We start from the raw sequence: 12,226 nt of genomic DNA on the forward strand, positions 1-12,226 counted from the left end.
CCTGAGCCGTCAAGGGTGTCTCACTTAAGCTTGGGCTGTGTCTTTCAAAACTTGCGCCGTGATGGGCAGGCGACGCACGCGTTTACCTGTCAACTTGGCCACCGCGTTGGCGATGGCCGGAGCCACCACCGCCGTGGCAGGCTCACCAATGCCGCCGGGCTTCTCGGTGCTAGGAACCAACACGATGTCAATCTTCGGAGCTTCGTGCATGCGCACGGGAGCGTAGGTGTTGTAGTTGGCTTCTTGCACACGACCGGCTGTCATGGTGATTTGGTGCTTCAACGCTGCGCCCATGCCAAAAATGATGCTGGATTGGATTTGCGCTTCCACCGTGTCAGGGTTGACCATGTGGCCCAGATCGGCCGCTACCGTCACGCGGTGCACCCGAACTTCGCCGCTGGCGTCCAAGCTCACCTCAGCCACTTGAGCCATGTAGGTGTCATAGCCTTCCATCAGCGCGATGCCCAATGCACGGCCTGATGACAAAGGCTTGCCCCAACCAGCCTTGTCGGCAGCCAGTTTCAGCACGTTGGCAAAACGGGGCTTACCCGCGAGCAAGCTCATGCGGTAGGCATAAGGGTCTTGGCCAGCAGCTTTGGCCATTTCGTCCATAAAGCTTTCGTTGGCGAAGGCATTCATGTTGTGGCTCACCGCACGCCAGTAGCCCACACGCACGCCCGTGTCGTGGATCACCAAATCGTGTTGGGTGTTGGCAATGTTGTAGCCCGCCACAGCGGCTTCGGCCATGAAGGGGTCCAGCGTATCTTTAGGCAAACCAAAGGCGCGCTGCGTGACCGACTGAGAGGCCACCTTGAAGTGCATCGCCACGGGCTTACCGGAAGCGTCTAAACCGGCTTTGAGCTGGTTCACGCCCGCAGGACGGTAGTAGTCGTGGGTCATGTCATCTTCACGCGTCCAGACCAGCTTGACGGGCTTGTTGACGGCCTTAGAAATTTGAGCGGCTTGCACGATGAAGTCCAACTCCAAGCGACGGCCAAAACCACCACCCAAGAACGTTGTTTGCAACGTCACGTCTTCAGGCTTGAGACCCAAAGCACCCGCCACTGCACCTTGCGCTCCTTGTTGGAACTGGGTCGGACCAATCAACAGGGCTTTGTTGCCTTGCACATGGGCCGTGAAGTTCATGGGCTCCAGCGGTGCGTGCGCTTGCAAAGGAATGACGTACTCGGCTTCGAGCACCTTGGCAGCACCTTTTAGGGCCGCGGCCACATCGCCTTGTGGCTTGGTGATTTCCAGCACTTTGCCGGTTTTCAGGGCTTGGCGTGTGCCGTCGATCACGCTGGCATCGCTCAAAGCAGCACCAGCGCCTTCATCCCATTGAATGGTCAGCAAGTCGCGGGCCTTTTTCGCTTGCCACCAGCTGCTGGCAACCACGGCCACACCGTCGCTGATCTGCACCACGTCGATCACGCCGGCAGAGGCTTTGGCTTTCGCACCATCAAAACTCTTGACGGTGCCGCCAATCACGGGGCATTGCGCCAACGAGGCGTACACCATGCCGGGCAATTTCACGTCAATGCCGAACTCAGCCGTGCCATTGACCTTGGCAGGCGAATCCAAGCGCTTGGTGCGTTTGCCCACCACCTTGAAATCTTTGGGCGATTTGAGAGGTGGTTTCTCAGGCACTGGCATGGTGGCCGCCGACTGGGCCAAGTCGCCGTAAGTGGCTTTGAGTCCCTTAGGGCCGGTGATCACGCCTTTGTCGGCTTTGAGCAAGTCTTTGTCGACGCCCCAACGTGCGGCAGCTGCGGTCAGCAGCATTTCGCGCACTTGCGCACCCGCGATGCGCAGCTTTTCCCAGCCGTCACGCACCGAGGTTGAGCCACCGGTGATTTGCGCGCCCAGCAAAGCGTTCACATACACCGCGGCAGGCGGCGCTGCCACCACTTTGATTTGTTTGATGTCGACGTTGAGTTCCTCTGCAATCAACATGGGCATGGAGGTGTACACGCCTTGGCCCATTTCGGAGCGCGCTGAGAGCAAAGTGATGACGTTGTTATCGGCAATGTGCACCCACGCATTGGGGGTGTGCACGGTACCGGCCGCCATGGCTTCGCCGAGGGTGCCTGGCAAGTTAAAGCCCAACATCAAGCCGCCAGTCACGGCCGTAGACGCTTTGAGAAAGGAACGACGCGAAGTATTTGTCTGTGTCATGGTATTTCTCCGTCCGATCAAGCGTTGCGCATCATGGCGGCGGCATCTTTGATGGCAGCACGCACACGGATGTAGGTACCGCAGCGGCACACGTTGCCGCTCATGGCTTGGTCAATGTCAGCATCGCTGGGGTTCTTGTTTTTGGCAAGCAAGGCCGATGCGCTCATCAACTGACCCGATTGGCAATAGCCGCATTGCGGCACATCGTGCTTGATCCACGCCACCTGCAGGGGGTGGCTGTTGTCTTTGGAGAGGCTTTCCACGGTGGCCACTTTTTTGCCTGCCACGGTAGAGAGTGGGGTTTGGCACGAGCGCACGGGCTGGCCATCGACGTGCACGGTGCATGCGCCGCACAAGGCTGCACCGCAGCCAAACTTGGTGCCGGTCAGGCCCAGCTCATCGCGAATCACCCACAACAGTGGGGTGTCTGTATCGGCTTTGGCCTTGGCGGCTTTGCCGTTGATTGAGAAATCAACACTCATCGAGGTCTCCTGTTTTGGAAAAGTTCTAAGACCCTTTGAGCATAACGGCCAGAGGTAGGATGAAAATAAGACTTCCCCCGAATTAGTCGCTTAAAGCTCATTTTTTCTCAATGACACAACACGCCCTGTGTAAACACTTATGAACGACATTGCCGATCTTCGCAAAAGTTACGAACGCGCTGAACTCAACGAATCAGCCTCAGCCACAGATCCGATGCAGCAATTCGAGCTCTGGCTCAAAGAGGCCATCAGCGCGAAAGTACCCGAGCCCAACGCCATGACCTTGGCCACCGTCGGCAGCGACTTGCGCCCCAGCACACGCGTGGTGCTGATCAAAGGCTACGACGCGCGCGGCATTGTGTGGTTTACCAACTACGACAGCCGCAAGGGTCAGCAACTGGCGGGCAACCCGTTTGCGGCCTTGCAGTTTCATTGGGTAGAACTTGAACGCGTAGTGCGCATTGAGGGCCGTGTGGAGAAAATCAGCGATGCAGAAAGCGACGCCTATTTCAACAGCCGCCCTCTCGACTCACGCATTGGCGCCTGGGCCAGCCCACAAAGCCAAGTGATTGACGACCGCCTGACTTTGGTCAAAAACGCAGCCAAATACGGCGCGCAGTTTTTGCTCAGTCCCCCGCGCCCACCCCACTGGGGCGGCTACCGACTGGTGCCTGATCAATGGGAGTTTTGGCAAGGCCGCAAGAGTCGTTTACACGACCGCTTGCGCTATCGCAGCGCCAGCACGACGCCCAACGCCGAGTTGTCCACGGTGTGGGTACGCGAACGATTGGCGCCTTGAGCGACAGATCAAAAGCGTGAATGACAACAAATCACGCAGGGCGGACAAAAATCAGGCCGTCATTTCTTTGCGAAACACATCTTCCTGCTCGCGTCGGAAAGCCACAGCCTGCTTGGTGGCGTCATAGTCCACATCGTTCCACGTCACCACGGCGCCGGCAGCGATGTCGTGCTTGAGCACCATGTTGTGCGCCAGCCCAATGGGCAGTGCTTGGATGCGCAGCGAATCGGCGACTTGCATCAACTTGCCGTACACCGTGAAGCCACCCTCACCGTCCAGTTTTTCGCCCTTCTTGAGGTCGCGTTTGGCTGTAGCCCCGACGTCACCGCGCCACTCGCCCGTCGCACCGGTCGCTTCTTGGCGCACGGCAATGCTGGCCACAGAAATGCCCAACTCCAGACCAATGAGGTGATAAGGCTTGTACATGGCGGCATATTTGCCTGTGGCATCTGTTTTGAGGCCGTACTGCTGAAAACAATCCATCACATATTTGCTAGGGGCCTCAAAGACGGCATACACGCCCCAACGCAGATCGCGAAACACGGGGCGGCCATCGCGCTCGATGGACGACACCACTTCGACGGTTCCCTTTTGCGTCAAGATGCCGCCGTCCGTTTGGGGGCGCAAGATATGCGGCAAATCATCCACGCCGCACGGTGGGAAATACAAGCCCTCTTTAGGGGGCGTCAAATCGCAACCGTTGGCGACGGCCGCCATTTCAAGCGCTGACTTGGTGCCATCCAAAAAGCTGTTGAACATCTGTGCGTTGAAGTCGCCACCCGCAACTTGCTCTGGCGTAAAGCCGTAGTGGCCCCACACCGTATCGGGGGTGCTTTGGTGATAAATGGGCAAATACTTTGTGCCCTTGCCAGCGCACACCACGTCCATACCAATCGTGCGGGCCCAGTCCACCATTTCCGCAATCAGTGCGGGTTGATCGCCAGAAGCCATCGAGTAAATGATGCCCGCCTCTTTGGCGCGACGGGCCAAAAGCGGGCCCGCTAAAACGTCGGCCTCTACGTTCACCATGATGATGTGCTTGCGGTGCTCGCAGCACAGCAGCGCATGCGCAATACCCGCCGCAGGGCTGCCCGTGGCATCGATCACGATGTCCACCCACTCACTGGCAATGACAGCGGCCGCATCATCCGTCACGAACGTGCTGCCGTCTTTCACGGCTTGCGCCATGGATGTGGCAGACATTCGGTGCGCGTCCCAGTCCACGCGGGCCAAAGACGCACGCGCACGGTCGGGCGACAAATCGGCCACCGCCACCACATGAATGCCCGGCGTGCGTGGTGCCTGTGACAAATACATGGACCCGAACTTGCCCACACCAATCACGACCACGCGCACGGGGCGTCCTTCGGCAGCACGTGCCTTTAATTTTTGAAACATCGACATCGAAATCTCCAGTTGATCTTTTTTATGGGTGCGCCACTCAGGCTGTCTTTCGCACGGGCAAGTTCTCGGTGTTGGACAAGTTGCTGATCAGCGTGTCTCTTGCCAAATCGGTGTGTTTTTCAGACAACGCAGCAGCCAACTCGCCCTGGCCATCGTGGATGGCTTGAACAATCGCCGCATGCTCGTCCCAAATGCCGTCGCCGCCCAACTGGTGTTGGTGCACGGCCCCCATCACGCGGCGCAGGTGGATCCAATGCAGCATGGCCGACTCCACGATGAAGGGGTTGCCCGAGGCCTCATAAATCGCTTTGTGAAATGCGGTGTCGGCATCAATCAACGCGTTCACGTCGTTCCCAGCCGCCGCTTTTCTGCCAGCCTCAATCAAGGCCCATGGGATTTTGGCTTGTCGGGTGGCGGCTAAGCGTGCCGCCAAAGCATCCAAAGAACCTCGTACTTGGTACAGGTGACCAAAGCGCGTGGCATCCAGTTGCGCAACGACCAAGCCGCGCCCAGGAGCTTCTTCCAACAAGCCATCTTTTTTCAACAACCGCAGCGCCTGCAAAACAGGCGAACGCGACACATTGAGCTTTTCTGCCAAGTCCTCTTGGGTGATCCGTTCGCCCGGCGCCAGTGTGCCTGCGCTGATGGCGTCTAGCAGCGATTTATAGACTTCATCGACAAAGTCGGTGCGGTTGGGAATTTTGGCTAAGCTCATCGCGTTCAAGCAAACATATCTGGCTGCGTGGCCACGAGGTGCTCGTAAATCGGTTGGAAATGCAACCAACCGATGTACTCAGAGCCCACATGCTCACGGCTGTAGCGTGCGCGATCGGGTGGCACCAAAACAGGCTTGTGGCCAGAAGCCTCGACCACCAATTGTTGGCGGCAGCAACGCTCAAGGGCGATGAACCAGAAGGCAGCCGCTTCGATGCTGTGGCGGCTGGCGGTCAACAAACCATGATTTTGGTGAATCGCAGCCTTGACGCCTTTGAACCAATCACACACCGCCAAGCCTGCCTTCTCTTCAACGGCCACTTGACCCGCCTCATCTTTGATCACGATGTGGTCTTCAAAGAAAGCCGCTGCATCTTGAGAAATGGGTTCGAGCGGGCGACCCAGTGCAGCAAACGCCGTGCCATAAACGGTATGTGCATGGCACATGGCCACGATGTCAGGGTGTGCCTCATGGACGGCAGCGTGCAACACAAATCCAGCGCGGTTGATGGCGTGTCGCCCCTGCACCACTTGGCCCTTATGGTCCGCCAAGATCAGATTCGACACCTTCACTTGTGCGAAGTGCACACACATGGGGTTGGTCCAATACAGCTCTGGATGCTCGGGGTCACGAATCGTCAAGTGACCGGCAAAACCGTAATCGAACCCTTCGAGCGCAAACGCTCTGCAGGCCGCCACAAGGCGTTTTTTGAGGTGCAAACGCTCCGCCTCAAAGCTCTCAAACGTGGGGATTTCGGGATAGATCAGCCCGGTTTGTGTGGGGTCATAAATTGACTTTTTTTGCACATTCAAGGGGGGTGTTTTCACTTTATCCAACATGGTGTTCTCCTGATCAAAATTACAAATCCAATGACAAGCTTTTTCCCTTAGCCCGCGACACACAAACGGTGAGGCAATGCGACCGCTCGTCGTCATTCAGTATGTAGTCACGGTGGTCAACGTCGCCGTCGACATAGCCGACTTTGCATGCCCCACACAAGCCCGACAAACACGAGGTGGGAACTCGTCTCCCTGTCAACTCAATGGCACGCACGATGGTTTGATCCGGCCCCACTTGAACAGTGACGCCGCTCTTGACCAAGAAGACCTCAAAAGCACCATCCGGCAGGTCGCGCGGGGCGGTTTCGGGGGCTTTGAAGTGTTCGCAATGCACGGCATCTTGGGGCCAATGGGCACTCGCCTGAGCGCAAGCCGACATGAAACCCGCGGGACCGCAGTAATACACATGCGTGCCGGAGGTGTGCTCTTTCAGCAAAGCTTGAATGTCTAAGCCTTTGCTGGGCTCGCCCTCATCGAAGTGAAAGTGCAAGCAACCTGTTGGAACGATGGCTTCTAAATCTTTGGCAAATGCCACATGACTGGCACTGCGCGCGCAGTAATGGAGCTCGAAAGAAGCGCCGGATGCCGCCAAGGTATGCGCCATCGGTTTGAGGGGCGTGATGCCAATACCGCCAGCCAACAGCACCGTGTGTTGGGCTTGGTCTGCCAACGCAAAGGCGTTGCGCACCGGCCCCACGTCCAACACATCCCCCACACGTAGCTTGTCGTGCATGGCCGATGAACCACCTTGGCTCTTGGGTTCGCGCAGCACACCCAACAACCAGTGCGTAGTGTCCTTCGGGTCTCCTGCCAGCGAGTAAGACCGCACCAGCCCACCCGGCAAATGCACATCCACATGCGCACCTGCCTCAACCGGTGCAAGCGCATGGCCTTGTGGGTCTGCCAGCTCGTAAGAGCACACGCCCTTGGCTTGCCAACGGATGGCCCGCACCATGAGCTTTTGGGTCATCAACGCATCACTCATGCATTGCGCTTGGCCAACACGTCTTGTTGCAAAGCTTCCATTTTGGTTTGAACAAACGCTGCGCGCTCCTTACCTTGGAGCTTGTCGGCTTCCGTGATGATCGCCACCACCTGCTTGGCCAACAGGCGGCGCAGCGTGACCTCCTCCTCAGTGGTGCGACCCACGGGCAATTCAAAGACGTTGCCTGAGCAATAGCTGTTGGGCTGGCCCGCGCAATCGCGCAACCATTGGGCGAATTGTTCAGGCCCCGCGTTGGGGTTGGAACCCCGCACAGCATCACGCAACAATTTGCGGAACATGTACAGACCGGCGTCAAACTTGGTGGGGTTCTCTAGGGCGTGCACAGCAATCGGGCGCTGGCTGATGATGGCCTCGTAGTCGCCGGGCGCATATTGGCAATCTTTGTAATTCGCGCGTGTGCGGTGGTCGGTGTGGATGGGCGGCATGTCTTTGAGTTCGTACTGACCAAAGCGCTCAGGCCGGCGCATCGACACTTGGCCTTCTAAGAAGTCAATCGTTTCATAGCCCACCATACCCTTGTCACCCACGCCACGCGTGTCAATGCCAGGGCCCATCACGCGCCAGCCCATCATCTTGCTGTTTTGGTCATCCACGGGCACGGTCCAACGAATCATGTGAAAGCGGCTGAACAGTTTTTTCTTTTTGCCGTCTTCTGAGGTGTAGGCATGCAAGCTGAAATTGGGCAGCACTTGGTGCTGCACACGGATGAACATGTGGCCATCATCTGCGCGACGCGCACCGGCCGCAGCCAAACCTCGGCCTTGATGCACGGGCATGAAGTGCATGTCGGGCGGCACCTCCATCGAGGCCGCACCCACTTCGTCAAACGTGGTGCCTTGGTAGTGCTCCCCCGTGACTTGGCGCTTGGCATGCAACGCCATGGTGTGGTAGTTGTCGGCCGAGTTGTCTTGCACCTGCAACCAGTTGCAGTGCTGGAAGTTGCTGTAGGGCACCAACTCGTCGCCTTCGGCCACCGTGAAATTGGACTCCCACTCAGGAAATGGCGGCTCTTGGTCAGGCGGCCCCATGTAGGCAAACACCAAGCCATGGCGCTCAAACGCTTTGTAAGCGCCTTGACGGATGGAGCAACGGTAACGTTCGCCCTCTTCTTCTTCGCCTTGCGGGAAGGGCACTCTCAGGCAAGTACCGTCAATGTCAAACACCATGCCGTGGTAGCAGCACGAGATGCCGTTGTGCTCGATCTTGCCGTACTCTAGGGAGGCGCCACGGTGCACACAGTGCGCATGCAACAAGCCAATGCGGCCGGCGCCATCGCGAAACGCCACCAACTCCTCACCCAAAATCTTGAGAAATCGCGGTGTATCGGTGAGCTCCATCGACATGCACACGGGATGCCAGAAACGACGCATGTACTCGCCCAGCGGTGTGCCAGGCCCGCATTCGGTGAGCTCGGGGTCATGGCCCGGCACACGGTTGGCGTAATAGCCACCAAAGGGAACGAGCTTCTTTTCTGTCGAATCTTCAGCGTGTGTTGTTTTGTCGCGCGTGTTCATAGATGTGCCTTTCAACCGAAAAATGAGGGCGCCCAAATATTGGACTCCGTATTCTGTATACAGAGATTAACGGGGAATTGATGTCATTTAAATAGGGATAACCCGTGGATGGTGCTTAAAAACTGGCTTGCAAGCCCAGCTTCAAACTACGTCCCGCCAGGGGTGGCGCGTTGGTGCCCAGGGTTTGGGTCAAGACCGAGGTGGACGAATACGCCAGCTTGTTGGTGATGTTGTCGAGCTTGGCAAACGTCAACCAATGCACGGCGCCGGTGTGCATGTGGTGGTTCAAACCCGCATTCCACAGGGTATGACCTGCGGTGGTGATGCCTGGCTCAGCGCCGTTGTTGGGCACGCGGCTTTGTGCAGCGGCATGCATGAAACCCAAACGTGCCCCCCAAGCATGGCGTGACCACACCGCATCAGCGCCCACACGCATGGGGGCGATGCGGGGCATGGGGCTGTTGTGGGTCAAGTCTTGGGCGCGCACCACATCGGCGCGCAGCTCTAAGTCCATCGCGCCGTGGGCCGCGTTGGGCGTCAGCAGCGCGTCTTGACCGCTGACGAGCCGTACTTTCGCGTTGGTTTCGACGCCATAAAAACGGGCGCGTACACCTTCGAATTGATAAGTGGGCAGGCCGCTGGTATCAAAACCCATCGATTGCAACGAGATGTAATTGGAGAACTGCGAAGCAAATCCGATGACGCCAAATTTATGCGCTCCTTGCTTCCATTCGCCGCCCACATCCAACTGCGTGCCTTTTTCTAATTGGAGATTGGGTTGACCAATTTCATAAGTGGCAGTAGCAGCATGTTCTCCGTGGGCAAACAGCTCATAGTCTTTGGGGGCACGCTGACTCGCGCTTAAGTTGCTCGTCAGCTGCCAACCATTTTGTGCGTCACCCACGCGCAAGTTGCGCATCGCACCGAACGCAACGTTGAGCGGTTTGAATTTTTTGGATCCTGCCAAATTGCCTGGATGGTCCTCCAGTGCCAACACCTCCACCGATTCAGCGCGAGCTCCTGCACTGAGTTGACCCCATGGTGTTTTCAAAGCTTGGTAGGTAAACACCCCTGTGCTGCGCGTTCGACTCGGTGGCAACAGCGTGTTGGCGCCATCGTTGGCCTTCGCTTGCAAGTTGTTGCGCTCGCTTTGAATACCAATCACACCATTCAGCTGCAAACCATGGCTCAAAGGCATGGCACGCTGGCGTCCCTCCAAACGGAAATCAGTGCCTTTGTTCTTAAACGTGGACTCTGGACTGGCGTTCGCAAACTCGGTGTGCGTGTAATGGGTTTGTCCCCATTGAAATTTCACGTTCTCAAACGCCCCGACCTCGCGCCACACACCTTCCATCACATGGTGGCGACGCAGCAAGCCAATGGCCACATCAGGCTCGGCCACCGTGCCGTACGTGCTGCGGTATTCGCTGGTGGACAGGCCAAGGTAGCCACGGTCAAACAGCAGCGTGCCGCCGACGGCACCTCCCTTGCTGTTGCTGGCCGAGTTACACACGCGCCGGCCATTCGATGGCCCCCCTTCACCGCAGGTCATGGTTTTGGGCACGCGCAAGTTTTGGGTGCTGCGCTCAAACGCGTCCACATGCAACACAAATTTGTCGCTGCCTGCCTCCACCATGGCGCCTGTGCTCCGCTCGTTGGCTGCGCCACCGGCACGTACTTCAACTTTGCCCATCACGCCGCCTTGGTCGTCAAACGTGCGCTCACGCGCAATGCGGTTGTCAATCACGTTCACCACGCCACCGATGGCACTGCCGCCGTAGAGCAAAGTGGCAGGGCCGCGCAGCACGTCAATGCGTTCGGTGGTGAGCGGGTCAATCGGCACGGCATGGTCGTTGCTCAAGCCAGACACGTCCATGTTCGCACCGCTGTTTTGCAGGATGCGAATCCGGTCGCCATCCATGCCGCGAATCGTGGGTCGCCCCACATTCGGACCAAACGAGCTGTTGGCAATGCCGGGCAAGTTGTCGAGTGTTTCGCCCAAGGTACTGCCTTGGCGCTGGGTCAGTGCTGCACCCGAGAGCCGCTGTGCGGGCACCCACACACCGCCGCCTTCTAGGTTGCGCGCGGTGACGGTGACCTCGTCCAAGCGGTGAACAGCAACGTCTTGTGCAGTGGGTGGGTTTTGAGAGGTTTGTGCCCAAGCGTTGCCAAGGGTCAGGGAAAGAAATGCATAGGCTGCAGCGGCCAAGGCGCTGCGTTGAAAAACGTCTGTCATGAGAAGGTTCCTGCGAGGCGTGTATGACGCCTCATGTGTGTTTTGCAAAGACATGCCAGCGTGCCAGCGATCAAGCTTGGCGAGCCGACTCAGAGATCAAAGCAAAACAGCAGGGGGCCCTCGGGCCGCGTAAAACCGCTCAAAGAGTGCAAAGCGTTCGTGCAACGTGGCAACCAGCCAGCGATGCGCAGGCATCACGGGCATCACCACAAGCACAGGTAGGTGCAGTACATCTGGACAGCTTTGATCAAACAGCTGACAGTCCACCGCGTTGCTGTGGTCGCCCCACAAGCGCTGCAAACCAGCCATGAGGTCTTGGCCGGAGCTTCGCGCTGTCACAGATTCAACCGTCACCGCGCTGTGCGAACCGTGCGCATGGGCCACACGGTGCAGCACGCCCACCGTTTGCACCAACACCAAAGCCGTCAGCAGCAGCAAAAGCGCACGCCGCACACTGAGCCAACCCAGCGACAGAGGCAGCCAGCGCTGCAAGTTAGGCATGCCGGACCTTGTCGGCAAACGTCTTCAAAAACTTTTGCACTTTGGGCGCCACCACAAATGCGCAATAGCCTTGATCGGGGTTGTGCTCGAAATAGTCTTGGTGGTAGGCCTCGGCGGCTGAATAATTGTGCAAGTCTTGCAACTCAGTCACGACCCGGCCATTCATGGCGGCGTTGACCTCGTTCAACACCTGCTGCGCCACCGCACGGTCGGCCTCGTCGCTGAGGTAAATGCCGCTGCGGTATTGCGTGCCCGAATCATTGCCTTGGCGGTTCAAGGTGGTGGGGTCGTGGATCACAAAGAAAATCTCGAGCACCTCATGCAAGCTGATGACCTGCGGGTCGTACACCAAGCGCACCACCTCGTTGTGCCCCGTGGTGCCCTCGCACACTTGGCGGTAAGTAGGGTTCAACACATGACCGTTGCAGTACCCTGACTCCACATCGAGCACACCCTTGACGCGCACAAAAACGGCTTCCGTGCACCAAAAACAGCCTCCCCCCAAAGTAATGACGCGGGAGGATGGCAAAGCGGCTTGGTGGGTCTGAGTCATAG

The 12,226-nt window shown here is 57.9% G+C and carries 11 protein-coding genes; 1 reads left to right on the top strand and 10 read right to left on the bottom strand.

Going from position 1 to position 12,226, the window contains the following annotated elements:
* Positions 1-24 precede the first annotated feature (24 nt).
* Together B9Z42_RS08815 and B9Z42_RS08820 are read right to left on the bottom strand one after the other, a co-directional pair.
* Positions 25-2,175 (bottom strand): xanthine dehydrogenase family protein molybdopterin-binding subunit, encoded by a 2,151-nt coding sequence (locus B9Z42_RS08815; RefSeq protein ID WP_100132987.1) that lies wholly within the window; start codon positions 2,173-2,175, stop codon positions 25-27.
* Between the two features lie 17 nt (positions 2,176-2,192).
* Positions 2,193-2,657, bottom strand: a complete 465-nt coding sequence (locus B9Z42_RS08820) for a (2Fe-2S)-binding protein (RefSeq protein ID WP_100132988.1) — start codon at positions 2,655-2,657, stop codon at positions 2,193-2,195.
* A gap of 139 nt (positions 2,658-2,796) precedes the next feature.
* On the opposite strand from B9Z42_RS08820, the gene pdxH reads away from it, so the two are divergent.
* Complete coding sequence (gene pdxH / locus B9Z42_RS08825; RefSeq protein ID WP_100132989.1) at positions 2,797-3,456, top strand: pyridoxamine 5'-phosphate oxidase; 660 nt, start codon at positions 2,797-2,799, stop codon at positions 3,454-3,456.
* Between the two features lie 51 nt (positions 3,457-3,507).
* Here pdxH and B9Z42_RS08830 read toward each other — a convergent pair whose 3' ends face one another.
* From B9Z42_RS08830 to msrA, 8 genes are all read right to left on the bottom strand, one after another.
* Positions 3,508-4,860: an NAD(P)H-dependent oxidoreductase gene (locus B9Z42_RS08830; protein ID WP_100132990.1), complete on the bottom strand. Its 1,353-nt coding sequence runs from the start codon at positions 4,858-4,860 to the stop codon at positions 3,508-3,510.
* Positions 4,861-4,897: 37 nt separating this feature from the next.
* Positions 4,898-5,575, bottom strand: a complete 678-nt coding sequence (locus B9Z42_RS08835) for a GntR family transcriptional regulator (protein ID WP_100132991.1) — start codon at positions 5,573-5,575, stop codon at positions 4,898-4,900.
* Positions 5,576-5,580: 5 nt separating this feature from the next.
* Positions 5,581-6,414 carry a class II aldolase/adducin family protein gene (locus B9Z42_RS08840; protein ID WP_100132992.1) on the bottom strand — a complete coding sequence of 278 codons (834 nt, stop codon included), beginning with the start codon at positions 6,412-6,414 and terminating at the stop codon, positions 5,581-5,583.
* A gap of 19 nt (positions 6,415-6,433) precedes the next feature.
* Positions 6,434-7,399: a PDR/VanB family oxidoreductase gene (locus tag B9Z42_RS08845; protein WP_100132993.1), complete on the bottom strand. Its 966-nt coding sequence runs from the start codon at positions 7,397-7,399 to the stop codon at positions 6,434-6,436.
* A complete protein-coding gene (locus B9Z42_RS08850; protein WP_100132994.1) occupies positions 7,396-8,934 on the bottom strand; it encodes a Rieske 2Fe-2S domain-containing protein in 1,539 nt (512 codons plus the stop codon). Before B9Z42_RS08850 ends, B9Z42_RS08845 begins: the two co-directional genes overlap by 4 nt.
* A 115-nt stretch (positions 8,935-9,049) precedes the next feature.
* On the bottom strand, positions 9,050-11,170 hold the full coding sequence (locus B9Z42_RS08855) for a TonB-dependent receptor (protein WP_100132995.1): 2,121 nt from the start codon (positions 11,168-11,170) through the stop codon (positions 9,050-9,052).
* A 96-nt stretch (positions 11,171-11,266) separates the two neighbouring features.
* Positions 11,267-11,671: a hypothetical protein gene (locus tag B9Z42_RS08860; protein WP_100132996.1), complete on the bottom strand. Its 405-nt coding sequence runs from the start codon at positions 11,669-11,671 to the stop codon at positions 11,267-11,269.
* Positions 11,664-12,224, bottom strand: a complete 561-nt coding sequence (msrA, locus tag B9Z42_RS08865; RefSeq protein WP_100132997.1) for a peptide-methionine (S)-S-oxide reductase MsrA — start codon at positions 12,222-12,224, stop codon at positions 11,664-11,666. Before msrA ends, B9Z42_RS08860 begins: the two co-directional genes overlap by 8 nt.
* Between the last annotated feature and the right edge of the window lie 2 nt (positions 12,225-12,226).

Origin of the sequence: Limnohabitans sp. B9-3 (assembly GCF_002778325.1) — a bacterium.
Taxonomy (GTDB): domain Bacteria; phylum Pseudomonadota; class Gammaproteobacteria; order Burkholderiales; family Burkholderiaceae_C; genus Limnohabitans; species Limnohabitans kasalickyi.